Below are 26792 nucleotides of genomic sequence, written 5' to 3'. Positions count from 1 at the left end.
TTGAGCGGGGGATGCCTAGTTGGTGGTGGAGGCGCCGAATTTGGGTGTGTGGACGGCGCCAAGGGCGATGTGCACGGCCTGCTGGTCGGTGTAGAAGTCGATCGAGCGGAATCCGCCTTCATGGCCCAGGCCGGACGCCTTGACACCGCCGAACGGCGTGCGCAGGTCACGGACATTGTGGCTGTTCAGCCAGACCATGCCCGCCTCCACGTTCTGGGCGAAGTTGTGGGCGCGGGTCAAATTCTGCGTCCAGATGTAGGCAGCGAGCCCGTACTTGACGCCGTTGGCCAACTCCAGCGCCTCCTCGTCGTTGTCGAAGGGGGTGATGGCGACGACGGGGCCGAAGATTTCCTCCTGGAAGATCCGCGCGTCGGGCAACACATCGGCAAAGACGGTGGGGGCCACGTAGTTGCCGTGCTCCAACCCGTCGGGGCGCCCGCCGCCAGCCAGCAGGCGGCCCTCGGACTTGCCAATGTCAACGTAGGACATGACCTTGTTGTAGTGCTCGGGGTGGACCAGGGCGCCCACCTCGGTCTTGGGGTCGTGCGGATCCCCGACCACGATGTTCTTGGCGCGGGCTGCGTACTTCTCACAGAAATCGTCGTAGATGGAGCGCTCCACGAGGATGCGCGAGCCTGCCGTGCAGCGCTCGCCGTTGAGGGAGAAGACCCCGAACAGTGCGGAGTCGATCGCGGCGTCCAGATCGGCGTCGGCAAACACCACGCAGGGGCTCTTGCCGCCCAGTTCCATGGACAGGCCCTTCAGGTTCGTGGCGGCGTTGCGGAAGATGGTTTGGCCGGTGGTGGTTTCGCCGGTGAAGGAGATCAGCGGTACGTCGGGGTGCTTGACGAGTGCATCGCCTGCTTCCTCGCCGAGTCCGTTGACCAGGTTGAACACGCCCTGGGGCAGTCCGGCTTCCTCGAAGATTACGGCCCACAGCGAAGCGGAGAGCGGGGTGAACTCAGCCGGCTTGAGGACCACGGTGCAACCGGAGGCCAGCGAGGGGGCCAGCTTCCAGGATTCGAGCATGAACGGCGTGTTCCAGGGGGTGATGAGCCCTGCGACGCCGATGGGCTTGCGGTTCACGTAGTTGATTTGGGCGCCGGGGACCTTCATGGCGTCGTCGAACTGGGCCACGATCAAGTCGGCAAAAAAGCGGAAGTTCTCCGCTGCGCGCATCGCCTGGCCGCGTGCCTGGGTGATGGGCAGGCCGGAGTCAAAGCTCTCCAGCTCGGCCAAGCGGGCTTCCTGGGCTTCGACGGCGTCGGCGATCTTGTTCAGGATGCGTGAACGCTCGCGTGGCTTCATGCGCGGCCACGGTCCTTCGTTGAAGGCCCGGGTCGCAGCGGCCACTGCCAGGTCAATGTCTTCCTTCTGGCCGGCGGCGGCGGTGGCGTAGTTGGTGTTCGAGACAGGGTTCAGCACGTCAAAGGTTGCCCCGTTGACGGAATCGACGAACTTTCCGTCGATGTAGTGCTGAATGCGGGTGGGAAGGTTTTCGGGGACGTAGTGCTCGGCCATTGAGTTGGTCCTTTTCTTCAGTGCTGGGTGGGGTGGTTGGTGTGGGTCAGGTAGGCGTCAAGGGTGGCGGTGCGGTGGGCGCGTGCGGTGTGTTCGACGTCGTCGGGCCCGGCACCGCCTTCGATCAGCGCCAGCAGTGCTTCATGTTCGGCCACCGACTGCTGCGCTCGGCCGGGGACGTAGCTGAATGTGGAGGAGCGCAGCGCCTGCAGCCGGTTCCAGCCGCGGTGGACAAGATCCAGGATGTGCGGGTTGGGACAGTTCTCAAACAGGATGCTGTGGAATTCCAGATTCAACGCCGTGAACTGCACCGGGTCAAAGTGGCCCAGGCACTCGCGCATTCTTTCGTTGACGGCGCGGGCCCGGGCAACGTCCGCGGGCATGATGCGGGGCGCGGAAAGTGCTGTTGCGGCGCCTTCCACGATGCTCAGGGTCTGCATGGTGTACAGGTATTCGGTGGGGTCTATCCCGGCCACCGTGGCGCCGACATTGCGCTCAAAGGTGACATAGCTTTCCGCTTCCAACCGGCGGATGGCCTCGCGGACCGGGACCACGGAGAAACCCAGGTCGTCGGCGATCTTGGCCAGCACCAGCCGGTAGCCGGGGGTGTATTTCCCGGCCAGGATCTTTTCCTTGATGGCCGCGTAGGCCTGCTCGGACTTGCTGCCGGCAGGTGCGTCGACCGACTGGGTGATCACGGCTGCACTGCCGGGTTGGGGTGGGTTGGGGCCCACTCGGAGAACTTCGCTCGCCAGGACGTATTCATCGGGTACAGACCCTCGACGCTGTTGCCTTCGGCGACCATTTGCGCGATGAACGTTTCCTCGTGTTCCTGGGCGATGGCGTCGTCGGCCACTTCCTCCGCCAACGACGGCGGGATCACCAGCAGTCCGTCCGAGTCGCCGACAATGATGTCCCCGGGCTGGACAGTGGCGCCGCCGCAGGAGATGGTCAGGTCGGTGTCCCACGGAATGTGCTTGCGGCCCAAAACGGCGGGGTGTGCACCGGTGAAGAACGTGGGCATCTCCAACGCCGCCACGGCGTCAACGTCGCGGACGCCGCCGTCGGTGACAATCGCCGCGGCCCCGTTGATCTGTGCACGCAGTGCCAGGATGTCTCCGACGGTGCCGGTGCCGGGCTCGCCGCGGGCTTCCATGACGAGGACGTCGCCGTCGTTCAAGTTGTTGATGATGCGCTTCTGCGCGTTGTAGCCGCCGCCGTGGGTCTTGAACAGGTCCTCGCGGTTGGGTACGTAGCGCAGCGTGCGGGCGGCGCCGGCGATCCGCAGCTCGGGGCGGGTGGTCTTCAGCCCGTCGATGCTGACGTTGTTCAGCCCGCGCTTGCGCAGCTGGGCGCTGAGCGTGGCGGTGCCAACGCTGGTCAGCTTGCGCTTGAGCTCGGCGCTGAGGCCCGCCGGTGCCAGGCCGGCGGCTTCGGGGGAGCCCCAGGCATCTGCGCGGTCGGCATCGGTGGCCTTCGGAGTGTTGCCGAAGTCCGCCATCTCGGCGGTGCCCTGTGTGACGGTGGTGCTCAGCCGTCCGGTGGACAGCCCTGCGGCCGGGGCGTCAACCTCGACCTCAATGACGTCGCCGGGTCCGGCAACTGAGGATCCCGCCGGGGTGCCGGTGAGAATCACATCGCCGGGTTCCAAAGTCATGAGCTGGGACAGGTCCGCCACGATCTGGCTGAAGGAGAAGATCAGGCCCGCGGTGGTGTCGTCCTGGACGGTCTCGCCATTGACCCAGGTACGCACGCGCAGCCCGGCCGGGTCGACGGCGTCGGCAGGGATGAGTCCCGGGCCGAACGGGGTAAACCCGTCACCGGACTTGGAGCGGACGTTGGAGCCCTTGTCGGCGTACTTGAGGTCGTACACGCCCAGGTCGTTGCTGGCGGTGATGTGGCCGACGTGGGACCAGGCGTCTTGGGGGCTGACGCGGCGTGCCGCCGTGCCGATGATCAGGGCGATCTCGCCCTCGTAGGCGAGCAGCTCACAGCCTGCCGGGCGCTCAATTTCCGAACCGCTGAGGCTCAGTGACGAGGAAGCCTTCAGGAAGTAGGACGGTTTTGCCGGGGTGCGCCCACGCTGGTCGGCCCGCGACTGGTAGGCAAGGTGGACGGCGATGACCTTGCCGGCCTGCTTGAACGTGTCTGCGGTGACTTGTTCCACGGAACTCTCCTGGGATCGGTTGCGGGGGGCGATCTTTCCGGCCCCGGCTATCAAGTACGAAATCGTATACGATCATCCTAAGTGTGTTGCGCCGGTCACGTCAAGGGTTGGTTGGAAACTATTTTTCAGAGGTGTTGCTGGAGGTTCTTGCCAGCCATTGCATGCAAAAAATTAGGATCTGGAGTGTAGGGTCCAGGGCTGCCCGTATTCGGTGAAACCCGCAGCTCGTCCGTGATGCAACGGCTCAGATGGCCAAAATTCTCAATTTCGTGTCACTTTCCTGATAGGGGCCGGCATTGCTGGATGCAACGGCCTGCAGGGGGAGGTGCCAAAAGATCCCGGGGACTGCGATCAAGCCGACAGAGACATGCCAGACTCTGACAAACGGCGTTGTGAGGTTTCGTTTGGCTTACAGGGGAGGTCCCTTCGGGCTTGAGAAGTTGTCACGCATTGGGTCCGCCATCCCTTCACCTGGTATTTTTGCGGGCGGGTGTTACCGGAACCTGGTGGTTGCGGAGGCAAACTGGTTTTTGATTGGGAGATTTGTGGTTGCGCTTGAGCAGGTGAGGGACCCCGTCTTACGGGACACTTTGGCTAGGCCTATACGAGGCACCCCTTACGGATACTGCAACGCGGAAAATGTCATTTCCAGAAGGCGTCAGCACTTGCCGTGAACCTTCATCAGAAAGGCGCAGTTCGCCGAGCCTGGCTGCCAGAACCCGCAACATGACCGCTCCGTCTTGGATATATGTAGTCCCGAGATCTTCGAATCCCCACCGTTCGTACATCAGGCGCGCATCCTTGGCCTGGTCGTAGACGCCTAGAACAACGTCAGATTCAACGCGGTTATCGACTGTCATGGCAAGACAGGACTTGGCAATGCCTTGACCCCGATATTCGGAGTCGACAGCAAGCTCGTGGACTACGATCACGTTTCGGGGGCACACGACCATACCCTCAATACGACTATCGGAGCTGGCCATCGATGAGAGAGCCCCCTCCCATGAGTCATCACCCTCAAGACCGTGCACTAGAGCAAAACCCACAACTCTCCCGGCGCATCGGGCTATCGTAAGTCTCCCGCCAACGTGTGCAACTTGCCCTGGGCCCCAGACGACAATTTGAGATAGCTCGTCAGGATCTTCAAAATACGGAGTTGCAGAGAACGATGAACTAAAGACGGCTGCGACCTCCACCCAAACTGGTGAGGGGGCAACATCGTCAAAAGACTCGAACGTTAGCTGCACCGCAGCAGAAATTTCAGGCATGAATTGAGCCTAAAGTTGCGGGGGAAAACTACCAAAAGACTAGGATTGGAAGGGCGAAGATGTCGGCAAATGGACAACATCTTCCGTGTCTCGTTCCAAAAGACAGCGTCCATGCGCCGCATTCGATTGGACTTTGTTCATTCAGCGTTCCGCTCGCGGGCGCGGCACCTCGAACGTCGGCGCGAGCGGCTTCACACCTTTCTGTGCCCGCATGCTGCCATTCAGGCGGTGAGCAACGCGAGCGGGATGACCGCCACGCCATCTTGTCGGCGATAGGCGTGGGCGCCGGTGTTGATGACGACGAGGTCGACGATTTGGTCGGGGAGTGACTCCTTCAGCCAGAGAAGGTGACGAACGTCGTGGTCGGTGATCGAGGACTTTAGCTTCACTTCAAAGCCCACGGCTTCTGCGTGCCCTCGGTGGACAATGAAGTCAATTTCGCGGCGCCCGTCATGGTCGCGGAAGTGGGAGACCTGCGCATCGTTTGCCGCTGCGTAGGTCTGGAGGCTAAGAGCTACGAGTGCCTCGAAGAAGTCGCCGAGGCGAGTTCGGTCCCCATTGTTGGTCGTGGGCTCAGCGGCAGACATCAGTTTAACCTCGTTGAGGTTGAGCAGGCGCGCGGAGAGTGCCGGGTCGGCGAGAAAGTGCTTCGGCGCGAGGGCCGCTCGTGCCAGGAGCTTCCGGCGGGGCGACCAGGCGTCGACTTGATCGAGCAGAGATAGGCTGCTGAGAACGTCGCGGTAGGCGATCGACGTTTTTTTCGTCGGTCCTGCTGGTTCTCCCGGATCGAGACTGGCGCCGATCTTCGCAAACGTGGTTGCGGACGCGGTGGCCGAAGCATACCCTCGCAGCCAACCCCGCAGAAGTTCCGGCCGCCGGATGCGGTGTCCCTGTTCAGTGAAGTCGTGAGTGATGACACGCTCGATGTAATCATCCAGCCAAACTCCACGGGCGCGATCACTCACCTGCCGAGCCTGCGGGAAGCCCGAAGCAACGATTTCGCGGACATAGTCGCGCAGTTCGACGTCGCTTGAACCGTGGATGTCCGGGGTGTTTGCACTGAGCAGATCGCGGACCCGGACGGTGGGCGTTGCCAAGTTGCGTTCCGCGATGGAGAGGGGCCGCATCCGGAATCTGATGATACGGCCGGCTCCGGAGTGGAGGTGGGGGCCCACGGGTGCAGCGCTGCCAGCCAGGATGAATCGTTCGCCGGTCGAGTCACTGTCGACGAGGCGGCGGACACGGTCCCAGACCTCGGGGACATGTTGCCACTCATCAATGAGGACGGGGGTGTCCACCCTGCTCAGATACTTGGGGTCCGCTTGGATTAGCTGCCGCATTTCAGGGAGGTCCAAGTCGAGAATTGTCTTCGCCCGCTCCTTCCCGGTGGAGGTCTTGCCGATCGCACGAGCCCCATCAATGGAGATTGCAGCGAACGAAGGGAAGAGCTCATCGATTGAGTCATCAATGATCCGTCTCTTGTACCCATCCATTGCGATGATTCTCCCGCACTTCTTGACTAGAACACCATATTGAATGCTTCTAAGATACTTTTTTGAGCATCACTAGTCTACCTTATTGAGTGGTTTTGCTCTACCGTTCTGAGGGGTACGGGTTCACTGCTTGGGGGTCCCGCAAGAGGTTCCCGTACGGAGCGCCGTCTCGAGTGGCAGAACATCATGCTGGAGGCCGAAACTACGCGCTTGAAACGCCCCGATGAGACCCCGTTCTCCTCGGGGCTTCTGTTTTGCCCGGAAATCAGATTCGGGACAGACCTAGACATGCACCCCGGCTGAGCCTCATTTGCTCGGGCGGCCCGTCTTGGGTCGATGTAGGCCGAGCACCAGAAGGATGATGCCGACGCCCGCGACGATCAGCCCGATGGAGAGCCACATTCGGTTACCGGTCATGAAACTTCCCGGGATCAGGTTCACTCCCTGCCCGGCGAATACTCCACCGATGATCACAGCGATCAAACCGATGGCGATGAGGGCGATGCGCCCGACACTGCTGTTCACGTTACCTAGTTTACCCTTGACCACTTCGCGCTCATCGGAGAATGTCATCAGATCGGGGCTGCAGCAGCGCACTTGTTGCAATCAGGACGCTTCGTCCAATGGTCCCAAAAGCCATTCCTAGGGCACTAGCTGGGTAGGCGCCGCTCTAGCTTCCCTTCCGAGAGGCGGCGGGTTTCCTCGGCAATCTTGGTGATGCGGTCGATCACGGTGCGGGTGCTCACTCGGGTTCGTGCTTCGGGCCTCGTCAGGATATCGATGTGGCGACCAAGGACAAGGCCCTTGATCGGGCGCAGCACCACGTCCTCCCGAAAATATGGAATCAGTCCGGTGTACCGAGGCAGCAGGCCCACCGTGCGGGTCTCGGCGATAATCGCCGCCACCAAATTGAACTCATTGACACGATGCGTAATCTTGAGCGGGGTGCCCGCAGTGGCAAACATCGCCTGGACAATGAGTGGTTCCAAGGCGAAGCCCTCGTGCGCTGCCACCCAGGTTTCCCCCACCAGATCAGCCAGGGACACCGTCTCGTGCTTGGCCAATGGATGTTCCCGGGGGATGGCCAAGTCGATCGGTTCCTGCAGCACGGGTGTGACATGCACCCTGCGGGTCGGCCAAGGATCTGAGGCTAGCGGACGGTGGGCGATCACCACATCATGGTCGCCGACCAAATCGACGAACCCGTTGATCGATACGTCCTCGTCCCGGCAACGCACCATCGGCCCGTCGGAATCGCTGAGGCTGCTTGCGATGAGCGCCGGGAACCAGGCTAGTCCGGCACTGTGAAAAGCCGTGACCGAAACGGGCTCTCGACGTGCCAGGAGATACTCGGGGACTGAATTCTCGGCGCGCGCGAGGGATTCGAGCACTTCGCTTCCGGCATCTGCAAGGCGTTCCCCCGCGGGTGTGAGCACCAGCACGCGGCCCCTCTGCTCAGTCAGGGGAATCTGGATTCCCCGTTGCAGCGAGGCAAGCTGTTGGGAGACCGCGGACGGGGAGAGGTGCAGCGCCTGAGCCACCGCAGTGACCGAGCCCCGGTCCCTGAGTTCTCGCAACGTTCGAAGATGATGCACTTCCATGAAGCCCAGCTTACGGGATATTGAAGACAGTGCCCGTTGTTCTGTACGAATCGGCTCCCTACAGTAAAAGCATGTCCTTCGCTCCCCCCTCGGCCCGCCGCCTGTTTCCCGACTTAATACTCCTGATCGTCGCAATAATGTGGGGCGGCAGCTATCTGGCAACCCAAGATCTGGCGGTGGCCTCGTCTGCCGCCGCGGTGATGTGTGCCCGCTTCGTACCCGCAGCGGTGATCTTGTTGTGTGTGAACCTCGCCCGACCAAAAGTTCGGCTCCGTGACTCGACACTCCCCGGCATCCTGCTTGGAACCCTCCGCGCGGCGACCATCGCGCTGGAAACGATCGGTGTCACGCTCACAAGTGCCACAAACGCAGGACTCATCATCGCTCTGTCCATTCTCCTCACCCCGATCCTCGAATCCACGCTCACCAAAAGACGGCTTTCACCGTCCCTGATCGCAAGCATCCTGCTTGCCCTCATCGGCATCACGCTCCTCGTGGGCGGGCAAGGCTTCTCCGGGTTCAACCTCGGCGACGGGCTCATGCTCATCGCGGCAGCAACACGAGCCCTGCTCGGTGTTGCCGAGGCACGGTTCACCGTCGGCAGGAACACCGACGTGCTGGGATTGACCACGGTTGAGATCATGTTCGGCGCGGTCATATTCGCTGCGTGGGGCGGAAACTCGCTGCTGGAGCATCTCCCTGGCTTTAGCGTCGCGAATTGGCTCACCATTGCCTATCTGTGTCTCGGCTGCACCATCTTCGCGTTTCTGGGGCAGCTGTGGGCAACGAAGCACACCTCGGCGTCACGTGCAGGCATGCTTCTGGGCACGGAACCAGGATGGGCGCTCCTCGTCGGAGTGCTCCTCGCCGGAGACAAGATTGGCACACTCGGATACATGGGTGCCGCAGTGCTCCTCGTTGCCACTTGGTGGGGTGCACGCGCCGAACAGCGTTGGCGCGGAAGCAATCCGTCTCCCCAAAGGGCCCTAAGGCCGATGGTGCGAGAAACCGCCGACGAATGACCCTTCCATGGGCGGGGAGGGGCGCACCCGGGCATTTCCTGCGTGATACCCGACCCCGCATTACCTGTCACGTTCCGTGGCACGCGGAGGGACGAAGCACCCTCAACATTTCGCTGGCGCTACATCAGCGGAACGAGGGCCCTCACGCAAACGCAATTTTTTCGTTAAGAAAGCACTATCAATTGAGGGTAAATCCATAGGTAATGCAACTCCCGTTTCGTCGGGGTGTTGCAACGATCGCTAGAACTCAAGCTGCTTGAATTACGTGGCCGCCGATGGGCAGTTTGCCATGGCCGCTAACACACCAGCCACCAGAAGACCCCGTTATGGACCTGTCCAGATGAAGCAAAACTGTTATTCGTCGACAGCCACAGTGTCCGTCCAAGGTTCGCTTGCGGAACACAAGCACCAGCTCTATTCCGTATGGCCCCGTCAGATGCGGGTGATGGGCGCTGGTGACATGGCGTCCGGAGGGGTGACACGCAAGTCCGGAGCCTATAGTGGGTGGCTGGCGCGGCAGAAATGCTAAAGACAGCACCGTGGGTATCGCCGGCCCCGTAGTGGCAGCTGCGCTCTTTTAGGGAAACATTCCCGCGGATAGCGGGGGCCGGGCGGCCCCCGCTACTGGAGTTGCGCCTCGATGGCCCGCGCGCTGGCGACCAGTCGGGCGCCTATGGCCGCGGGATCGATGCCATCCCCCAGAAAGACCATGCAGATGGAGGCCGGCATGCTGCCGGGGACATGGATGGGTGCGGCGATGGCAGAGACCCCGGGGAGGACCTCGTCATGGCTCGTGGCGAACCCGGCCGTGCGGGCGGCACGCGCCTCGGGCCGGTAGGGCAGTCCGGGCGCAAGGCGCGCCCATGCGTCCTCGCTGATGGCGGACTGGATGGCGATGCCGGGCGCGCCGGAGCTGAACGAATGGCGCGTTCCCGGTCGCTGGGCGAGGGTGGCGCCGGAACGTCTGGGCTCCACGGTCAACAAAGTAACGGAATCGCGATGGTCCCACACTGCAATAAACGCTGTCATGGACAGCTCGTTGGCCAGCTCCGTCAGTTCCGGGAGGGCAGCGGTTTGCAGGTCTCGGGAAACGCCGCGGGCGAGTGCCGCGAGTCCCGGCCCCGCTTGGACGCGGCCGGCTTCATCCCGCATGAGCAGTGCGTGGTCCTCGAGCGTGCGCAAAATGCGGTAGGCGACAGAGCGGTGCACGCCCAGGGCCGTGGACAGTTCGGCAATGGTCATGGGAGCAGCGGCCTCGGCCAGGATTTCCAGGGCTCGGATGCCGCGGGACAGGGTTTGCGAATGGGCCGGTGTCTTCGCCGGGGCGTCCTCAACTGCGTCTGTGCTCACGTCATCATCCTCTTTAGTCGCCGTCCTCTTCGGTCGCCGGCGACGGGTAGCCAAGCAGCGGTGGGGCTCCGTGTCCTGGAAGAACGAGCGCCCGGTCGGCGGGGTGTGCCCGACGCCACCGAAATAATTGTTCCGTGTTGGGAACTCGTGTTCAAGTATAGAACTCACGGAGAGACGCTGTGGACCGAGACAGCAATGCGACGGCGGCACCCGCACAAGGTGGGTGCCGCCGTCGTCCGTGTTTTAGGGGGGCGGTTACTTTGGAGGCGGGGATCAGGCCTTAGCAGAGGCTGCGCCCTCTGCCGGTGTGCGCTTGTCGAAGATGGTGGCGCCCACTTCCTGCTCCGCCTGGTTGGTGACGCTGAGGTTGATCCCGGGGCGGTCCTTGAGGATGATCACCGCGGCCAGGCCGATAAGTGTCATGAGCAGCAGATATCCGGAGATGGCCAAGCTGGTGCCGGTGGCCTGAAGGAGCGCTTGGGCGATTGTGGGGGCAAAGGCGCCGCCGATGATCGCCCCGATAGCGTAGGAGATCGAAACGCCGGAGAAGCGGACCGAGGCCGGGAAGATCTCGCTGTACCAAGCGGCCTGCGGACCGTAGGTCAGGCCAAGGCCGAACGTGAACAGAAACAAGGCCAGGAACAGCGCCCAGAGTTGGCCGGTGTTGATGAGCAGGAACAGCGGGAACACGGTCAGTGCCTGGGCGATGAAACCGATTACGTAGGTGCGCTTGCGCCCGTATTTGTCGGCCATGCCACCGGCCAGTGCCGTGAAAATGAGCCACGTGGCTGCGGCGAAGGTCATGGCGAGCAGCACGGGGGTCCTTTCCAAGCCCACAATGCCGTCCGGATTGGTGGCGTAGCTGGGGATGAATCCGCCGGTGGCCATGTAGCCGGCAGCGTTGTTGCCGGCGAAGATCAGGGCTGCCAGGACCACCAGGCGCCAGTGTTTGCGGAACAGCTCGATGATGGGAACCTTGGGCTGCTGCTTCATTTCGGCGATCTCCAGGAACACCGGGCTCTCCTCCACTGCCCGGCGCACAAAGTAGCCCACACCGATCAGGACGACGCTGAGCAGGAACGGAATGCGCCAACCCCACTCCAGGAATGCATCCCCCGGGGCGATCACGCCGGTCATCAGCGCCATGACTCCGGAGGCGATCAGCAGGCCCAGCGGCACACCCAGCTGCGGGAAGGAGCCAGCCCGCCCGCGCTTGTCCGCGGGTGCGTGCTCCACGGCCATCAAAACGGCGCCTCCCCATTCGCCGCCCGCGGAGACACCCTGCAGGATGCGCAGGATCAGCAACAGCACGGGTGCCAGCACACCCGCCGTCGCATAGGTGGGCAGCAGGCCGATCAACGTGGTGCACCCGCCCATCAGCAGCAGGGTCAGCACCAGCATGGCCCGGCGGCCTATTCTGTCGCCGTAGTGGCCTGCAAGGAAAGCGCCAAGTGGGCGGAACAGGAAGCTGATGCCTACGGAGGCAAAGGAGAGCAGCAGCCCGATCTGGGGCCCGGCTGGCTCGAAGAACAGCTGCGCAAACACCAAGCCAGCGGCCGTGGCGTAAATGAAGTAGTCGTACCACTCGACGGTGGTGCCGATGAGGGTAGCCATTGCCACGCGACGCTGCGTGCGCCGGGTGTCGGCGAAGGAGTGTGTACTCATGGGTTCATGTCCTTGATCTTGCTCCGGGAAAACTGTCCGACCCGACGGGCGCAGGAGCGCGGCGACGGCGGGGCGGAATCAGTCTGGATGTAACTAGTGTCACACCATGAGAACCCTGCGTAAACTTATAAAAACAGCAAAACATGTTCGGTTTAATGAAAGAAGTCGCTTTGGTCAAGTTCACCTTCCGCCAGTTGGAACTGTTTGTGGCACTCGCGGACTACCCCACATTGAGCGAGGCCGCCGCGTCCCTGCACTTCTCGGAGTCCGCTCTTTCCCAAGCCATTACGCGGCTGGAAAGCTCCGTGGGCGAGCAGCTGTGCATCCGCCGCAAATCCCGCGGCTTGCATCTGACGCCTGCCGGAGAACACTTTGCGGTCCGGGCAAGGACGCTGCTGAAAGATGCCGAAGATCTGCTGGCGGAGATGAGCGGCGCAACGGGGGAGTTGAAGGGGCCGGTGAAGCTGGGCTGCTTCGCCAGTTTCGCCGCCAGCGTGCTGCCAGCCATCTTGGACGGTTTTCCCAAGCGCCATCCAGGCGTCACGGTAGATGTGGTAGTTGGAACGCACGACGAGTTGCTGCCGGCGTTGGAGAGCGGCCGGCTGGACCTGGCGATTGTCTATGACATGGAACTGCCGCCCGGATTTCGACGCCGGACCATCTATGAGACGGAGCTCCAAGCGGTGCTGCCCGTTGACCATCCGTTGGCGCAGCATGAATCCGTGGATTTGGCCGAACTGGTCGCGGAACCGCTGATCATGTACGACTCCAGCCCCAGCACCGCCAACACCCACCGGGCCTTCGCCGAGCGCGGGCTTCGGCCCACCATTGTGGCGCACATGCCACAGGTCATCCTGGTCCAGGCGCTGGTAGCCCGTGGCTTGGGCTACTCGCTCCTGATGTCACGGCCGAACTGTGCGCCAGTCAGCTTGGAGGGGCTTCCCCTGGCTGTTCGCCCGTTGGCACCGCCCAGCAGCCAGACCAGCATGGCGGGCATCTGGCCCGGCCACCTCAGCCTCAGCCCCAGGGCACAGGCCGTCCTTGACTTCGCCGTCGAAGCGTTCGGCACAGCGGATCCGATTGCCGCGCAGCCGTCGCCCGGCTGACGCTGCTACGCTCCAAACAGTTTTCGTTGGGAGAATGCCGTGGCTAAATTGAGGATCACCGACTGGTGGGACAAGCTTTTCGTCGTCGGGATCATCTTCAAGGGCCTTGACGGCGTCCTGGAGCTGGTTGTCGGCGCGCTCCTGCTGTTCGTTCCGCCGGACAAGCTCAAGCAGCTGGCCATTTTGGTGACCCAGCCGGAGCTGACAGAGGACCCGGACGACTTCATCTCCAATCATATTCTCCAGGGTGCGGCCGGGCTCACCGACCACGTGGTGCTGTTCGCGGCGCTCTACCTGCTGGCGCACGGGGTGGTGAAAGTGGTTTTGGTGGTGGCGCTGCTGCGGGACAAATTATGGGCTTATCCGTGGATGATCGCCCTTCTTGCCGTCTTCATCCTGTACCAGCTCTACCAACTGACGCAGACGCCGTCGCTGGGGCTGGCGGCCCTGACCGTGTTCGATATCCTGATAGTGGGGCTCACCTGGCACGAATACGGGCGGCAGCGCCACCGGAGGATAGAGGCGGCATGAAGATTCTGATCGTTGGCGCAGGGGCAACCGGCGCATACTTTGGCGCCCGTCTGGCTGCGGCCGGCCGCGACGTCACATTCCTGGTCCATGAGAAACGGGCCCAGTTCCTGGCAGCACGCGGACTGCGCATCTTAGGCATCGACCCGGAGCTGCGGATCGAGCCGAAGCTTCTCACGGCAGGGCAGCTGCAGGAGACGTTCGACGTCGTCGTCCTCACCGTCAAGGCATCCGCGCTGGCCCGGGCCATTGCCGATCTTGCCCCCGCCGTGGGGCCGAACACCATCATTGTCCCGTTCATCAACGGCATGGCCCACATGGATGCGCTGGCCGCCGCCTTCGGTGCCGAAAAGGTGCTCGGCTCCGTGGTCCATCTTGTGGGCACCATCAATCATGATCGCGACATTGAAGTGTTCAACCCGATCTCCCGTTGGACCATCGGCGAGCAGGACGCCGGGAAAACGGGCGAACTTTCACCGCGAGTGCAGGCGCTCCTGGCTGAAATTACCGTACCCGGCATCACTGCCGTTGCGGTGCCAAACGGGCTTGCCACCATGTGGGAAAAGTGGGTTTTCATTGCGACTGCCGCAACTGTGACGTGCCTGATGCGCGGCCCGGTGGGCGACATTGTGCAGTATCCCGGCGGCAGCGACTTCATCGAGGCGGTGCTTGCGGAGGCTGCCGCAATGTCCGCCGCGTCGGGCTTCCCGGTTTCAGCGGAGGAGCTTGCCGGTTCCCTCGCCTTCCTGACCGCGCCCGGGTCCCTGTTCACGTCCTCGCTGTATCGCGATGTCACAGCCGGGCTGCCGCACGAAGGCGAGCACATTGTTGGCGACTTTGTGCGCCGCGCGCAAGAGCTGGGCGTGGATACTCCGCTGCTCAATCTGGCGCTGTTGCAGCTGCGCGTGCACGACGCCGGAATGGTCCGGCGCGGCTGACGGGCATGAAGTACGACGGCGGCTGGTGCCTTTCACAGGGAAGGCACCAGCCGCCGTCGTACTTCAGGGGAAAAATCGGTGAACTACTGCACTGTCCGCAGCGCTGCCAATCGTTTGTTGACCAGTGCCTTGTCGAATGCGGCCGGGTCGATGTTTTGGCCCTTGCGCAGCCCCAACCAGTCGCGAATGTGCCGGTGCTCAGGATCGCTGGGATCCTGGGAAATGGCAATCTTTTCCATCCAGCCGTGCGGCCCGGCGGAGTCTTCCTGCGGCGGATGCCCGCTGCCGGCAACGCACTGCGGCAGGATTCCCGGCCCGGCCGCGGGCAGAATTTTCGTCAAGGAAACTGTGTGCTGCCAGTCGTCGCCAAAGTCGTAGCTGTAGCTGAAAGTGTCCAGGGCCAAGCCAAGCAGAGTGTCCAACGGCACGCCCTGCTCGTCCAGGGGAGGTTCGCCCCAATGGTCCAGCTCGAGATTGTCCGGGGCGTAGCGGACGCTGGCCGGGTGGGTGCCAATCACGAACTCGTGCAGGTGGGTCTCGTTCCAGGCGAAGAGGCACTGGATGGTTTCGTGGAGCTCATCGAGGCCAAACTCGGCAGGGACGTTCACGCTGCGCCACACGGGCGGGGTGATCCCGTCGATCTGGACCCTCAGCTGGTAGGTGGCCTTCGACGGCATGCGGGAGCCCCTCGAATGCTTCACGATGTGCTCATCAAGGAGGCGCAAAAGCTGCTCCACGGCATGGCGCAGCACCGGCGGAACCACGAGGTGGCTGCCAATTACCACCAGTCCCTCGGCGGCAAGCCGCCGGATTTCTGTTTCCACCAATACAGCTGTGTAGTCCCGGCGGTCGCCTACCGGCGTTTTCCCCAGGACAGTGGAGGTCTCCGGTGGATGCGAGGACGCGGCGGAGGCGAGGATCTCGGCAATTTCGGTCCGCACCGGGCTCTTCGGGTTGTCATCGTCGTACGGGACCAAGACGTCGTATGCAAGGAAGTAGGCCAACATGACGGCGTACCGGGCCCTTTCATCGGGATCGCTTTGAAAAACCCTGCCCAGGCCTGTCACAGTCACCCGTTGCCTCGAAACGTGGATCAGCTCGGCGTCGGCCAGGGCGCGCCAGTAGTCCATCAGGCGTGGCAGCTGGGTCATGGAGGTCATGGGCATCGGGGCGTCATGGCCCGCTCCCGGTGTTGCCGCCCGGGTGGCGGAACCCACAGCATTTTTGTCCACACAGGCGGCCGCCGCTTGGATGTCCTTGCGCTTGAGCAGGCCTGAGGTGGTGACCTCGCGGCCCTCCCCAATCCAAGCCAGCAGGGCCGTGGCCCGGTGGACAAACACCAGCTCCTCGGCGGAGGCGGCGGATTCGCCCGGGGTCAGGAACGGCCGGGACACGCGCTGGGCATACTTCGAATTTGCGGCCAGCGCAGCTTTCGGCTCTGTCATGGTGATCAGCTGCTGCAGCTGGGCCGGGGTGCCCAGCCACGACCCGGTGGTCAGCAGGAACTTCAGGTAGCTGTTGAGCGCCAGCGACACGGCTGCACGCATTTCCGGGTGGAATCCTCCGGCCGAATCCAGAATCCTTGAGGTCAACTCGACGTCCAAGTTGCCGGCCTCCGGGGCTGGAATGCTCTGTGCGTAGTTCTTGAAGAAATTCATGAGCAAGTCGGACAGCCGCTGAATCTCTTCGGCGTCGACACCGGCTTGGCCCATCCATGATGTGAATCCGGGGAGCAACGGCTCCAGTGTGCGCTTGGCCACGGCGTCGGTGAAAGACACCACGTTAGTGGTTGCGGCGGTGTCTGCGGCCGCCTTTGCCGGATTGCCGAAACGGGACTTCTTGGGGGTCTTTGACTTCTTGGCCACCGGGTTCCTTTGGGAAGGGGACGGGAATCAACTACAACCCTAGCCGTGCGGCGGCTGGAGGACGGGTCAGCGGCCGCTCAGCAGCGCATCCAGGTCCGTGGCGGAGCCGGGGCCAACGGTTTGGATGCTGAAATCCGCCCGCAGCATCTCGGCGAGCTCTGGCCGGAAAGCTGCTGGAACTTCCACGTGCGTGCCGACCGAGACCAGACCCTCTTCAGCCCAGTGGGAGATGTTTTGGACCAAGAACAGCAGATCGGCATCCATGGTTTGGGGCTCTGCCACGGCTGCCGCCACAAAGTCTGATCCGGGCGGGGTTGCGGAGGCGCACTCGACCAGCAGCATGGACATGTCAAGGTGCCAGTCCTCGTAAATTCCGTGCTCGGAGCCGTCAAGGGTGACCATGAAAATGAAATGACTTAGCAGGTCGCGCATTTTCTGGACCATGGCTTCGTCGGTGCTCAAGGAGCCGACGACCCCCTCGTTGAGATGGACGTGGGGCGTCTCAATGGTGACGAGTCCGGTGACCTGCAACAACTCCCAATAGACGTTCAGCCTGGCAAGTGCGTGTTCCTTGGAGGGTGTCAGCTTGGCGGCACCGGCCAGGCTTCCCAGACCGCCATGGGTCAACTCGGCGGCGGCCTCGAGGCGTTCCTTCTTGCCCAGGACGCCCTTCGCCGTAACTTTCCTGCCGTCCCCAATCCAATCCAGGAGGGCCAGCGTGTTCTTCCACAGCGGCGCATCCAACATCGTTGCGGTAACAAGCTCGGCCGTCAGCTCGGGAACGAACACGTCGGGAAAATCCATCTCCACGGGGCCCGGATATTCCTCAACAAGGCCTCCCTCAGCCAGGTCTCCCTCAACCAGATCACCGTCTGCCAGGCTGACCTCGGACAGCAGACCTGCAAAATTCAGGTCCCTGCCAGGTTCCAGGCCGGGCAGCGCAGGTTGCGTGAGGATGTTCCGAAGATCCGGCAGGTCACCGGGGCCGCCGGTCCAGAGGGACGCCTGGACCAGATAGTCGACGTAGTCGCGAATACCGTTGCGCAAGGCAAAAGTAGCCTGCGGATTGGCAGCAGTGGACGCCTGCAGGACTTCGCGCACGGCGTTGGGAACCAGTGTCCTGGCATCCGTCTGCGGCTCCAGCATGCGGTACATGTCGAAGAAATCGTCAAGGATCAGCAGGCTGATGTCCACGGATTCTTCGCTGCGGCCACAGGATTGAAGCCACAGCGCAAATCCCGGGGCCAGCGCCTCCATGGCCCGCTCCAACCGAGCGTCGGCCAGCGAGACGGCATGGAGGCGCGCGGCAGAATCTGCCGCAGCCCGTGCAGGATTGCCGAAACGGGACTTTTTGTTGCTCTTGGGCTTCTTGGCCACGGGATTCCTTGAGTTCAGCGGGGCACGACCCCTTAACCGTAGCCGCACCTGCAGCAGGCGCGAGCCCGGTGCCCGCGCCAGGGCATTCAGCTGAAAACCAGGCAGGAACAACTTTCGCCGGACGCACGCCCCGCACGAACGGGGCACGCGAACGGGGCGTGCCGCCGTCGTGCCGTGGGTGGACTAGCTGGTGAACTCCGTCAGGACGATCTTGCCGGTGCCGTGGCCGGACATGCTTTCCTGGAAGGCGCGGGCGGCCTCCTGCAGGGGGAAGGTTTGGGCCACGTCCACGCTGAGGGTGCCGTCCTCCACGAGAAGGCTCAGGCGCTCGAGTTCGGCGGCGTCGGGGCGGACCCAAATGTACTGGCCGCCGTGGTCAACCACACTCGCATCGGCAATGGACGCGTGCCGGCCGCCTTCCTTGAGCAGGGCCAGGGTGTCCTTGAGGACACCGCCGATGAAATCCGCCGCCGCATCGACGCCGTCGGGGGCCAGCGCGCGGACGCGCTCAACGAGCCCGTCCCCGTAGGCGACCGGTTCGGCGCCCAGTTCACGCAGGCGGCTGTGGTTGGCGGGCGATCCTGTGGCAATGACGCGAACACCGGCGTTGGCGGCCAGCTGGATGGCCGTGCGGCCCACACTGCCCGAGCCGTTGTGGACCAGCAGGACGTGGTCCGCCCGCAGGTCAAGGGCATCGAGGGTTCGCTGTGCCGTCAACCCCGTCAGCGGGAGGGCGGCAGCCTGCTCCCAGGAAAGCGTCTGCGGCTTGGGCGTCACAATGGCTGCGGGAAGGGCGACGAGCTCGGCAAAAGTGCCGCCCTGAATGGTGTCGCGGCGGCCATAGGAGTAGACCTCGTCGCCGACCTTGAATTCGGGGGTGTCAAAACCCACAGCTTCAACCACGCCGGCCACATCCCAGCCTGGCGTGACCGGGAAGGCGACATCCATCAATCCGTCAAGACCTCCGGACATGATCTTCCAGTCCACCGGGTTCACGGCTGCCGCCTTGACGCGGATCAACACTGCGCCGGGGGCCACCTTGGGTGTGGGACGGTTTGTTTGTTCCAAGACCTCGGTGCCGCCGTACTGTGCATAGGTCATTGCCTTCATGGTTGAACTCACGGTGCTCTTTCCTTTGGTTGGCATGGTGGTGTCCTCTGCGTCAACCACTAGGATGCGCCTGTCATTCCCCGCGTTCCTAGTGCCTGTTCGCCGGCTTCGCCCGTTCCGCCCGCTCCGTCCAGTGCCGATGCAGGTTTGCGTTGAGTGCGGCTTCCACCCAGCGTCCCATGCCCGAATATGCCTGCACCCTGACGTCGCCGGCGGAGAGGAACACGTCGTGGAAGGCGCCGGGAATCCTTTGCAGGGTGACGAAATTTCCCAAGTCGGTGGCACGGTGGGCCACGACGTCCACATTCAGCACCACGTCGGAGGACAGCGCATCCGAAGACCATTTGGGCTGCAGATAGCTCTTGTCCGAGAGCATGACCAGCACCGGCACCTGCAGGTCCAGTCCGCGAGCCACTTGTGCCTGCCCCTGGAACACCGCGTTGAGGAACGACGGCGTGACGGGAAACCCGCGGTCCGGGCGCCACGCGGAGTTGTAGTCCCACTCGCCGTCGAACTTTTTGGACACGGCTCGGGTGTAGAAGCCGGGATCGATCCCGGGCAGCGGCGCCAACGGCCTGAACCAGGCTTGGGCCTGAATGAGCGGAGCCACCACGTTCCGGCCCACCTCGCTGGCCTGAAACTCCAGCCAGGGGCTGTTGAGCACGATGGCGGTTGCCGCTCCCGGGTGCCGGGCCGCCCACAGGCTCAAAATCAGGCCTCCCGTTGAGTGCCCCAGCAGCACCAGCGGCCGGTGACCCGGAACGGCCGGGACCGCTGGGCGCTCCCGGCCGGCCAAGGCATCAAAGGCAGCACTGAGGCGGTGCCTGGCCTCTTCCAAAAAGGCCGTTTCAAAGCTGTGCTGCTCATCTTCCCCCGGCGCTGCGGCCGGGAGCGCCATGACTGCTTCGGCGGCCGGGCTGCGTCCCATGGCCTCCAGCGCTGCGGCGATGTCGGCGTCGTAGTCGGTGAGGGAAGTGACCTGCCCGGGCAGCATGCCCGGGCGCAGGCTGCGGCCATAGTTGTGCAGGTCGAGAGCGTAAAAGTTGGCCCCGGCACGGTGCCAAAATTCAGCAAGCTCGTGCTGAAAAAAGTAGTCCGACCAGCCGTGGACATAGAGAATGTCTGCCCCGGCAATCGGGGAAGAAGGCCATTCCGGCGCATCACCGACGTAGCGCACCAGGGTTGCCGGCGAACCGGAGGGCAGGTCGAGGGTGAGTTGTTCAAAGTTCGGGCCAAGGACATCCTGCTGCCATGTGGTCATGGCTCGATGCTACCGCCACTGTTTTTGTGATTGGGCTGACAAGCAGCACTTCTTGGCGGGGTTGTGCCTATGCTGGAGAGGCCCACGCGTGCGGCCCGGTTGCCGGATGGCGCGCGGAGGAAACAAGAATTGGTGCGCGGAGAAAAGGATGAGGACATGGCCTTCTGGCAGGATGAATTCAACAACTGGGTCTCTGCATGGGCTGCCCTGCAGGACTTGGTGCCGCAGGTGTCCGGCGACGTTGTCACGATGGGCGCCAGGCAGGTGACGGGTTGGCCGGGGGATGCTGCCTCTGCCCAAGCTGCCCAACTGGGCTCCGGAAGCGAGCTTGTTCTCGTCACCGAGGATCCCGTTGGCGCTGCGGAGTTCGGCCAGTCCCAGGGGTTGCGCGAAACCAATCGAGCCGTACTGCTGCGGGCTGAGACGGAGAACCTTGACCTTGTGCCGCACCTTCCAGCGGATGCGAACCTGGCCGACGCGCCGCTGGAAAACTACGACGTCGTTGAAGTGGCACTTTTTGACCGGCCGGCAGGCAGCGGCCGGTTGCGCCTGGCCGACGGTCTGGCCGTGGTGTCCACCCTGGCAGTGGACGACGGGAACGAGGATCTGCGCCATGCCCTTGAGCTGGCCATGATGGCGGAATTGGGCGAAGAAGCATTCACCCATGGCGCGGACGCGTTGTACTTGATCGCGGGAGCGGAGCAGGCGGAGCGTTTTGCCGGCGTTGACGGCTGGAGCAAGGCAGCAGAAATCCTCAGTTTCAGCAAATAGCTGTGGAGGACGGTTGGCGAGCCTGTGCTTCATCAATCGAACGGGCAGTAGTTGGCAATGTTGTTCCCGAACATTGCCAACTACTGCACACTCGATTTTCGTTTGTGGGCCGCATTGGCCCGGCCGGAAAAGCGCCGGGCAGCTGTTCGTGGCAGAATAGGGGATGGCCCGGGTGCAGACGGGCCCAGTGATAATACAGCCGGCCAGTCGGTCCTCCCAGCGAGGCGGTGGCATGAGCGAACCACTTAGCCAAAGAAATTCGAGACTTTATTATGTCCCCGCTGCAAAGCAACGCTTCGCCAACCCCTGTGAAAACCGGCTCCAGTGCCGCCCCCGCTTTTGCCGCCGTCGGGAGTTCCTATTTTGGGATCCTGTTGGCGTGCATGGCGGTCATCGTGATCCTCTCCAATATTGGGGCATCCAAGGGGGTCCAGTTTGGCCCCATCGTGACCGACGGCGGGTTCTTTCTGTTCCCGTTCGCCTACATTCTCGGTGACGTGATCAGCGAGATTTACGGCTTCAAGGTCACGCGCAAGGCCATTTTCACCACCTTTGCGCTCTCCATTTTCGCGTCCCTGTCCTACTGGGTGATCATTGTGCTGCCCGGATTCGCCGACGACTTTGGCGTGGCCAAGCAACAGGCGCTGGAACTCGCGTTGGGCCCGGTGCCGCAGATTGTGCTGGCCAGCCTGCTGGCATTTTTGGCCGGACAGACCATGAACTCCTGGATCATGGTCAGGCTCAAGGCCCGCCAAGGGGAAAAGAAATTGTGGGCGCGGCTCATGGGTTCCAGCGGGGTCGGTGAATTCATCGACACGTTGATCTTCTGCGCCGTCGCGGCACCGGTGATCGGCATCGTGGGCTTCGGCATGTTCGCCAACTACGTGCTGGTGGGTTTTCTGTACAAGGTGGGGGTCCAGTATTCGCTGATCCCCGTCACCAGCTGGGTGATCGGCTGGTTCAAGCGCCACGAACCGACGTACGGGGCATAACCTGCGCGGCCGGCGGTGTTTGCGGTGCCTGCGTGGCACCCGGTCGGGCTACTTTTTCGGGTAGTACCGGCGCAGCGTCTCGGCCTTGAACGCGAAGAACGTGCCGTCCTCGATGGCGAGGCGGGCGTCGTCGACCATTTTCACCACGAAGCGCTCATTGTGGATGGACACCAACGTCGAGGAGACCATCTCCTTGGCCTTGAACAGGTGGTGGATGTAGGCGCGCGTGTAGTTCGCGCACGTGTAGCAGTCGCACTCGTCGGACAGGGGCGTGAAGTCGCGCTTGTACTTGGCCCCGGTCAGGTTGAAGCGGCCATCCGGCGTGTAGAACGCCGAGGTGCGGGCAACCCTGGTGGGGGAGACGCAGTCAAAGGTGTCCGCACCGTTTTCAATGGCCGTGAAAATGTCGTCCGGTTCGGAAATGCCCAGCAGGTGCCGCGGCTTGTCCTCGGGCAGTTCCTCCGAGCACCAGCGCACAATGGTGCCCAGGTTTTCCTTCTCCAGCGCCCCGCCGATTCCGTAGCCGTCAAAGTCCATCTCCCCCAGGTCGTGGGAGGCCTTGCGGCGCAGGTCCTCGTACTGGGCGCCTTGAATCACGCCAAACAGTGCCTGGTACGGCTTGCCCACACGCTCCTCGGTCAGGCGGAAGTGCTCGGCAATGCAGCGCAGCGCCCACAAGCGGGTCCGTTCAAGGGACATCTCCTGGTAGCCGCGCGAGTTCAACAACGTTGTCAGCTCGTCGAAGGCAAACATGATGTCCGCGCCGATCTGGTGCTGGACCGCCATGGACACTTCCGGGGAGAAGCGGTGCATGTCCCCGTTGAGGTGCGACTTGAACCAGACGCCGTCGTCGTCAATGTGGGCCAACCGTTCCTTGCCCACGGCCACGGAATCGTCGGCGCCGGCGTGCGGGGACGACGCCGCGGCGTCCATGTTGATGACCTTTTTGAAGCCCGAGCCCAGGGACATGACCTGGAAGCCGCCGCTGTCGGTGAACGTTGGGCCGGACCAGTTCATGAACTGTCCCAGCCCCCCGGCGGCATCGAGTATGTCGGCACCGGGTTGCAGGTACAGGTGGTAGGCGTTGGCAAGCAGCGCCTGCGCGCCCAACTCCGCCATGGATTCGGGCAGCACGGCCTTCACCGTGGCCTTGGTGCCGACGGCAATGAACGCCGGGGTTTTGATGGTTCCGTGCGGGGTGGTGATGACCCCGGTACGGCCTTGGAAGGCTCCGCCGTTGCGCTCCACGGCTTCGCTGCTTGGCGCGCACGACTCGTTCAGGCGCGTGGTGACCTCGAAGCCAAATTCACTCTGCGACGCCGGCGACCCGGGAGTGGTGCCGGGCTCCGCCACGGGTGCTGCGGCAGGTGCGGACGCGAGGAGGTCGGTGGTTGATTCGGGGGAAGGCATGCTCCCATTTTGCCAGTCTTTGACGAGGCCAAAGTTCACGCCGGAGCCGTACCGGCCTATTCGCCGGAGAAATGCTCTTCCATGAATGCATCCCATTGGGCGCCGATGGATTCAAAGGCGGCAGCCCCCAAACCATAGGTGGAGGCGATGATTTGGGCTCCCGGATGTTCACGCACGCCAGCCAGCGGCTCCTGCTGGATGAGAATCAGCAGGCCGTCCCCGTGCTCGGCATAGTCCACCACGGTCAAACCCAACTGGGTGTCGCTGCTATACCAAACCTTGCCGGCCAACGTGGCGCCGGTGTTCAACACCAGCTCGTATGGCTCGCCGGGGTCCGGCAGCCAGCCGGTGTCAATACCCAGTGCGTCCCACAGCAAGGCGCGCGCGGAGCTGGTGCCGTCCACAAAGATGGTGTGGCGGGGGGTCCGGGGGTGGCGTTCCAGCGCGAACTTGAGTTGTTGCATGAAGACGGCCCAGCCCTCGGTGATGTCGGGGTCGTGTTGGGCGAGGTCGCCGCTTGCTTGGCCGCGGCTCATCGTCAACAAGGTGCCGTCGGAGCGCGGTTCCAGCGTAAAGACGTCGCCCGTTTCCAGTTCAAGGCGCAGATGATCGGGACTTGCAACGGCATTGGAGTAGTAGATGAGTTCAATTTCATCGGCGAGGTCGTTCGCCTCCCACCCGTGCCATTGCGCAATTTTGGCTGGCTCGCGGAGCATCAGCCACAGCTGTTCAGCATCGGCGTTGACAAGGACAGAGAGCTGGGAGGTCGCCATGGAAGGTAATCTACGCCGGATAGTTGAAACGGGCTAGGGCACCGCCCTAACGGCCCAATCCAGCGAACGAGATCGCTTGGCGCACCAACGCGCCTCGCCCGCCAACGAACTCGGCCTGCACCCCGTCGCTGAGGACTTCCTGCGGCGTCATCCACGTCAATTCCAGGGCGTCCTGGCGGGGCTCGCATTCGCCTGTCACGGGGATCACATAGACCATGGCCACGGCGTGCTGGCGTTCGTCGGTGAAACCGGTCTGCGACGGCGATGGCAGGTACTCGGCCACCGTGAACGGCACGGGGCTGACGGGAAGTTGCGGGAACGCCAGCGGTCCGAGGTCTTTTTCAATGTGGCGGATCAAGGCGGCCCGAATGGTCTCCCGGTACAGCACGCGCCCCGAAACGAAGGTGCGCACCATGGACCCTTCCGCATCGGCCTGGAGCAGCAGCCCCACCTCATTGACGTAGCCAAGCGAGTCAAGGCGCACCGGCACCGCCTCTACATAGACCATGGGAAGCCGGTTGCGGGCCTCGTACAGGTCCTCTTCGGACAGCCAGCCGGGATTCGGGTCGGGGGTGCGCACGCTCATGTCTCAGTTCTACCCCATCTGCGCCCTGCGCGCCGACACCGCTGCCACAAAAGTGCTCACGATTCCTGCCCGGCCGCCACGGCGAGCCTGCCGCCGTCGGGCGTGTTGACCTCCAACACGTCCCCGTCCACGGCCGCAGACACCCCGGCAGCGGCGAGCCGGGCCGCCAAAGTCGAGAGCTCGCCTTCGTACATAAAACCAAGTACGACGCCGGAGCCCTCGCCGCGCGCCGTCGCCACCAGTCCGCCGTTCTTGGCGCGGAACAACGCCCCGCCGCCGGGCAGCTCGCGCACCGGTTTGGCGCCGATGTTGGCCAGCACGGCGTTGGCCTCTTCCGGGTGCGGCGTGCACCACGTCTGGACCACGGTCAGCCGGGACCCGGTGGGTTGGGATTCTGCCGGGCGGGGGAGGCTGAGATCCTCGGAGGCGGTCAGCTCAAAACTGAACCCGTCGGGCGCGGTGACCTGGGCGCCGGGCCCGGTGACGGTGTCGGCCAGCTCCGCAGCCGTGCCGTCGGCGAGGGTGCGCCGGACGAAGATGGCGGCATCACGCAGCTCAAAAGCCAGCTCAATATGGTTCAATTCCGGTGCTTCGCGAAACACCCCGATCTTGCCGTTGCCGGAATCAAACTGTGCCCAGTCGCCGTCGTTCTCCAGGCAGCTCAGGCCCAGAGTGTGGAACTGGGTGAGTGTGGCTTCGAAAGCTGACGTGAAAATGATGGGGCGGACGCGCAGCATGGATTCTCCAGGGGTTGTTGTCACTACAAAATATCAAGTGCCGGCAACCGGCGCGACGCTAGGGTGGAGCCATGGCCGATCTTCCTGAGCTGCTCCTGTCCGACGCGGTTGCTTGGCGGGCATGGCTGGCCGAACACCACGCCACGAGCCCAGGAGTGCACCTTGTGCTGCACAACAAGGGCGGCTCCGTCACGGCACTGACGTATGCGGCGGCGCTGGATGAAGCGTTGTGCTTCGGCTGGATCGACGGTGTGCTTGGCCGTAGGGACAAGGGCAGCCACAAGCGGAGGTTCACGCCCCGGACAAAAACCAGCAAGTGGTCCAAGACCAACACCGACCATTTTGCCAGGCTGCTGGCCGAGGAGCGGATGCAGCCTGCGGGGCTCGCCGCGGCCGACGCTGCCAAGGCCGACGGCCGCTGGGAGGCAGCATACTCGGGGCAGGCACGCGCCGAGCTGCCCACGGATTTGGCGGCTGCCATCGCTGCCAGCCCGCGCGCCCAAGCCATGTTTGAGGTGCTCACGGCTGTCAACCGCTACGCACTGATCCACCGCACCACATCCGTGAAGACGCCTTCGGCCAGGGCGGCGAAGATCGTCCGTTTTGTCCAGCAGCTCGAGGCAGGGGAGACGCCGTACCCACAAAAGCGCAGGCCGTAGGGCGGCTATTGCGCCAAAACTCCCACACCGTCGCGGGCCTCGAAGATCAGTTGGGTCTCGGTTTGCCGGACCACGCGGTTGACGGTGATGTGTTGCAGGACCATGTCACGCAGGGCCTGCGGGCTTTCAACGGCCACATGCAGGTGAAAGTCGTCTTCCCCGGCAACGTGGAAGGCCTGGATGACGCCGGGAACTTGGGTGAGTTTTGTGTAGAGAGTGTTGACGTGTTCGGCGTCGTGGCTTCCCAGCCGCACCTTGATGATGGCCTGGATGGGAAATCCCAGGGCGGAGAGGTTCAACGTGACGCGGTTGCCGAGGATCACGCCGGTGTCGCGCATCATGCGCAGGCGGTAGGCGCAGGTTGACTCCGCGAGGCCCAGGTGCGCGGCGATAGCCTTGTTCGTCAGGGTGCTGTCTGCCACCAAGGCACGCAAAATTCCAAGGTCTGTCGAGTCCAGCGGCGGTTGCGTTTTCGGCAATGTGCTCTCCGTTACATTGGTCCCTCTTGGCGAGAAATGCGGGTTCAGCCAATTTTATTAGTCTTTCACCCAATTATCTAGCTATTTATTGCTGGCTCCTTCATTCTTGGGCC

At 63.2% G+C, this 26792-nt stretch carries 25 protein-coding genes; 7 read left to right on the top strand and 18 right to left on the bottom strand.

Translation table 11 applies throughout. From position 1 onward, the window contains the following. Positions 1 to 15: 15 nt before the first annotated feature. The 7 genes from hpaE to QMG25_RS00510 all read right to left on the bottom strand — a co-directional run bounded on the left by hpaE (position 16) and on the right by QMG25_RS00510 (position 8050). On the bottom strand, positions 16 to 1521 hold the full coding sequence (gene hpaE / locus QMG25_RS00540; protein WP_283456253.1) for a 5-carboxymethyl-2-hydroxymuconate semialdehyde dehydrogenase: 1506 nt from the start codon (positions 1519 to 1521) through the stop codon (positions 16 to 18). 17 nt (positions 1522 to 1538) lie between these two features. Then, entirely contained in the window at positions 1539 to 2219 is a 681-nt protein-coding gene (locus QMG25_RS00535; RefSeq protein ID WP_502866316.1) for a GntR family transcriptional regulator, read from the bottom strand. Next, the gene (locus QMG25_RS00530; protein ID WP_502866315.1) at positions 2216 to 3688 is read right to left on the bottom strand and encodes a fumarylacetoacetate hydrolase family protein; all 1473 of its coding nucleotides are present in this window, start codon (positions 3686 to 3688) and stop codon (positions 2216 to 2218) included. The genes QMG25_RS00535 and QMG25_RS00530 overlap by 4 nt, the downstream gene beginning before the upstream one ends. Before the next feature lie 578 nt (positions 3689 to 4266). Further along, the gene (locus tag QMG25_RS00525) at positions 4267 to 4956 is read right to left on the bottom strand and encodes a GNAT family N-acetyltransferase (protein WP_283456251.1); all 690 of its coding nucleotides are present in this window, start codon (positions 4954 to 4956) and stop codon (positions 4267 to 4269) included. 221 nt (positions 4957 to 5177) lie between these two features. Beyond that, entirely contained in the window at positions 5178 to 6449 is a 1272-nt protein-coding gene (locus tag QMG25_RS00520) for an ATP-binding protein (RefSeq protein ID WP_283456249.1), read from the bottom strand. Positions 6450 to 6755: 306 nt separating this feature from the next. Next, positions 6756 to 7022 (bottom strand): hypothetical protein, encoded by a 267-nt coding sequence (locus QMG25_RS00515; RefSeq protein WP_283456247.1) that lies wholly within the window; start codon positions 7020 to 7022, stop codon positions 6756 to 6758. A gap of 77 nt (positions 7023 to 7099) precedes the next feature. After that, positions 7100 to 8050 (bottom strand): LysR family transcriptional regulator, encoded by a 951-nt coding sequence (locus tag QMG25_RS00510; RefSeq protein WP_283456245.1) that lies wholly within the window; start codon positions 8048 to 8050, stop codon positions 7100 to 7102. Positions 8051 to 8121: 71 nt separating this feature from the next. Here QMG25_RS00510 and QMG25_RS00505 point away from each other — a divergent pair, with 71 nt between their 5' ends. Next, on the top strand, positions 8122 to 9072 hold the full coding sequence (locus QMG25_RS00505; RefSeq protein WP_283456243.1) for a DMT family transporter: 951 nt from the start codon (positions 8122 to 8124) through the stop codon (positions 9070 to 9072). 621 nt (positions 9073 to 9693) lie between these two features. Here QMG25_RS00505 and QMG25_RS00500 read toward each other — a convergent pair. Together QMG25_RS00500 and QMG25_RS00495 are read right to left on the bottom strand one after the other, a co-directional pair. Continuing rightward, positions 9694 to 10422, bottom strand: a complete 729-nt coding sequence (locus QMG25_RS00500) for an IclR family transcriptional regulator (RefSeq protein WP_283456241.1) — start codon at positions 10420 to 10422, stop codon at positions 9694 to 9696. 273 nt (positions 10423 to 10695) lie between these two features. Further along, positions 10696 to 12087, bottom strand: a complete 1392-nt coding sequence (locus tag QMG25_RS00495; protein ID WP_283456239.1) for an MFS transporter — start codon at positions 12085 to 12087, stop codon at positions 10696 to 10698. 155 nt (positions 12088 to 12242) lie between these two features. On the opposite strand from QMG25_RS00495, the gene QMG25_RS00490 reads away from it, so the two are divergent. Genes QMG25_RS00490 through QMG25_RS00480 form a run of 3 tightly spaced genes read left to right on the top strand, consistent with a single transcriptional unit; the run spans position 12243 to position 14659 of the window. Continuing rightward, positions 12243 to 13193 (top strand): LysR family transcriptional regulator, encoded by a 951-nt coding sequence (locus QMG25_RS00490; RefSeq protein WP_283456236.1) that lies wholly within the window; start codon positions 12243 to 12245, stop codon positions 13191 to 13193. 39 nt (positions 13194 to 13232) lie between these two features. Beyond that, positions 13233 to 13724 carry a DUF2127 domain-containing protein gene (locus tag QMG25_RS00485; RefSeq protein WP_283456234.1) on the top strand — a complete coding sequence of 164 codons (492 nt, stop codon included), beginning with the start codon at positions 13233 to 13235 and terminating at the stop codon, positions 13722 to 13724. After that, positions 13721 to 14659 carry a ketopantoate reductase family protein gene (locus tag QMG25_RS00480; protein ID WP_283456232.1) on the top strand — a complete coding sequence of 313 codons (939 nt, stop codon included), beginning with the start codon at positions 13721 to 13723 and terminating at the stop codon, positions 14657 to 14659. The genes QMG25_RS00485 and QMG25_RS00480 overlap by 4 nt, the downstream gene beginning before the upstream one ends. Before the next feature lie 83 nt (positions 14660 to 14742). Here the strand turns inward: QMG25_RS00480 and QMG25_RS00475 are convergent, their stop codons facing one another. The 4 genes from QMG25_RS00475 to QMG25_RS00460 form a co-directional block, all read right to left on the bottom strand. Then, a complete protein-coding gene (locus tag QMG25_RS00475) occupies positions 14743 to 16524 on the bottom strand; it encodes a plasmid pRiA4b ORF-3 family protein (RefSeq protein ID WP_283456231.1) in 1782 nt (593 codons plus the stop codon). Positions 16525 to 16590: 66 nt separating this feature from the next. Next, positions 16591 to 17901, bottom strand: a complete 1311-nt coding sequence (locus QMG25_RS00470) for a hypothetical protein (RefSeq protein WP_283456229.1) — start codon at positions 17899 to 17901, stop codon at positions 16591 to 16593. Positions 17902 to 18084: 183 nt separating this feature from the next. Then, complete coding sequence (locus QMG25_RS00465; protein WP_283457331.1) at positions 18085 to 19011, bottom strand: NADP-dependent oxidoreductase; 927 nt, start codon at positions 19009 to 19011, stop codon at positions 18085 to 18087. Between the two features lie 88 nt (positions 19012 to 19099). Continuing rightward, a complete protein-coding gene (locus tag QMG25_RS00460; protein ID WP_283456227.1) occupies positions 19100 to 20272 on the bottom strand; it encodes an alpha/beta hydrolase in 1173 nt (390 codons plus the stop codon). 156 nt (positions 20273 to 20428) lie between these two features. Here QMG25_RS00460 and QMG25_RS00455 point away from each other — a divergent pair, with 156 nt between their 5' ends. Both QMG25_RS00455 and QMG25_RS00450 read left to right on the top strand, forming a co-directional pair. Beyond that, complete coding sequence (locus QMG25_RS00455) at positions 20429 to 21043, top strand: hypothetical protein (protein WP_283456225.1); 615 nt, start codon at positions 20429 to 20431, stop codon at positions 21041 to 21043. Between the two features lie 272 nt (positions 21044 to 21315). Continuing rightward, positions 21316 to 22035 (top strand): queuosine precursor transporter, encoded by a 720-nt coding sequence (locus QMG25_RS00450; RefSeq protein ID WP_283456223.1) that lies wholly within the window; start codon positions 21316 to 21318, stop codon positions 22033 to 22035. Positions 22036 to 22083: 48 nt separating this feature from the next. On the opposite strand, the gene tgt is transcribed toward QMG25_RS00450, so the two are convergent. Genes tgt through QMG25_RS00430 form a run of 4 tightly spaced genes read right to left on the bottom strand, consistent with a single transcriptional unit; the run spans position 22084 to position 25565 of the window. Continuing rightward, positions 22084 to 23445 carry a tRNA guanosine(34) transglycosylase Tgt gene (gene tgt, locus QMG25_RS00445; protein ID WP_283456221.1) on the bottom strand — a complete coding sequence of 454 codons (1362 nt, stop codon included), beginning with the start codon at positions 23443 to 23445 and terminating at the stop codon, positions 22084 to 22086. Between the two features lie 56 nt (positions 23446 to 23501). Next, positions 23502 to 24218, bottom strand: a complete 717-nt coding sequence (locus tag QMG25_RS00440) for an SRPBCC family protein (protein ID WP_283456219.1) — start codon at positions 24216 to 24218, stop codon at positions 23502 to 23504. 46 nt (positions 24219 to 24264) lie between these two features. Beyond that, a complete protein-coding gene (locus QMG25_RS00435) occupies positions 24265 to 24804 on the bottom strand; it encodes an NUDIX hydrolase family protein (protein WP_283456217.1) in 540 nt (179 codons plus the stop codon). Positions 24805 to 24860: 56 nt separating this feature from the next. Then, the gene (locus QMG25_RS00430) at positions 24861 to 25565 is read right to left on the bottom strand and encodes a hypothetical protein (protein WP_283456215.1); all 705 of its coding nucleotides are present in this window, start codon (positions 25563 to 25565) and stop codon (positions 24861 to 24863) included. Positions 25566 to 25612: 47 nt separating this feature from the next. Here QMG25_RS00430 and QMG25_RS00425 point away from each other — a divergent pair, with 47 nt between their 5' ends. Next, the gene (locus QMG25_RS00425) at positions 25613 to 26200 is read left to right on the top strand and encodes a YdeI/OmpD-associated family protein (RefSeq protein ID WP_283456213.1); all 588 of its coding nucleotides are present in this window, start codon (positions 25613 to 25615) and stop codon (positions 26198 to 26200) included. A gap of 5 nt (positions 26201 to 26205) precedes the next feature. Here QMG25_RS00425 and QMG25_RS00420 read toward each other — a convergent pair whose 3' ends face one another. Next, complete coding sequence (locus QMG25_RS00420; RefSeq protein ID WP_283456211.1) at positions 26206 to 26679, bottom strand: Lrp/AsnC family transcriptional regulator; 474 nt, start codon at positions 26677 to 26679, stop codon at positions 26206 to 26208. Positions 26680 to 26792: the final 113 nt, after the last annotated feature.

This window comes from Arthrobacter sp. H35-D1, assembly GCF_030063185.1.
Lineage (GTDB): Bacteria > Actinomycetota > Actinomycetes > Actinomycetales > Micrococcaceae > Specibacter.
This window is presented reverse-complemented; position numbering and strand designations above follow the sequence as displayed.

Coding starts and splice junctions, on each gene's coding strand:
- hpaE (WP_283456253.1), bottom strand. CDS start 1,521: ATGGCCGAGCACTACGTCCCCGAAAACCTTCCCACCCGCATTCAGCAC.
- QMG25_RS00525 (WP_283456251.1), bottom strand. CDS start 4,956: ATGCCTGAAATTTCTGCTGCGGTGCAGCTAACGTTCGAGTCTTTTGAC.
- QMG25_RS00520 (WP_283456249.1), bottom strand. CDS start 6,449: ATGGATGGGTACAAGAGACGGATCATTGATGACTCAATCGATGAGCTC.
- QMG25_RS00515 (WP_283456247.1), bottom strand. CDS start 7,022: ATGACATTCTCCGATGAGCGCGAAGTGGTCAAGGGTAAACTAGGTAAC.
- QMG25_RS00510 (WP_283456245.1), bottom strand. CDS start 8,050: ATGGAAGTGCATCATCTTCGAACGTTGCGAGAACTCAGGGACCGGGGC.
- QMG25_RS00505 (WP_283456243.1), top strand. CDS start 8,122: ATGTCCTTCGCTCCCCCCTCGGCCCGCCGCCTGTTTCCCGACTTAATA.
- QMG25_RS00495 (WP_283456239.1), bottom strand. CDS start 12,087: ATGAGTACACACTCCTTCGCCGACACCCGGCGCACGCAGCGTCGCGTG.
- QMG25_RS00490 (WP_283456236.1), top strand. CDS start 12,243: ATGAAAGAAGTCGCTTTGGTCAAGTTCACCTTCCGCCAGTTGGAACTG.
- QMG25_RS00480 (WP_283456232.1), top strand. CDS start 13,721: ATGAAGATTCTGATCGTTGGCGCAGGGGCAACCGGCGCATACTTTGGC.
- QMG25_RS00465 (WP_283457331.1), bottom strand. CDS start 19,011: ATGAAGGCAATGACCTATGCACAGTACGGCGGCACCGAGGTCTTGGAA.
- QMG25_RS00460 (WP_283456227.1), bottom strand. CDS start 20,272: ATGACCACATGGCAGCAGGATGTCCTTGGCCCGAACTTTGAACAACTC.
- QMG25_RS00455 (WP_283456225.1), top strand. CDS start 20,429: ATGGCCTTCTGGCAGGATGAATTCAACAACTGGGTCTCTGCATGGGCT.
- QMG25_RS00450 (WP_283456223.1), top strand. CDS start 21,316: ATGTCCCCGCTGCAAAGCAACGCTTCGCCAACCCCTGTGAAAACCGGC.
- tgt (WP_283456221.1), bottom strand. CDS start 23,445: ATGCCTTCCCCCGAATCAACCACCGACCTCCTCGCGTCCGCACCTGCC.
- QMG25_RS00440 (WP_283456219.1), bottom strand. CDS start 24,218: ATGGCGACCTCCCAGCTCTCTGTCCTTGTCAACGCCGATGCTGAACAG.
- QMG25_RS00435 (WP_283456217.1), bottom strand. CDS start 24,804: ATGAGCGTGCGCACCCCCGACCCGAATCCCGGCTGGCTGTCCGAAGAG.
- QMG25_RS00425 (WP_283456213.1), top strand. CDS start 25,613: ATGGCCGATCTTCCTGAGCTGCTCCTGTCCGACGCGGTTGCTTGGCGG.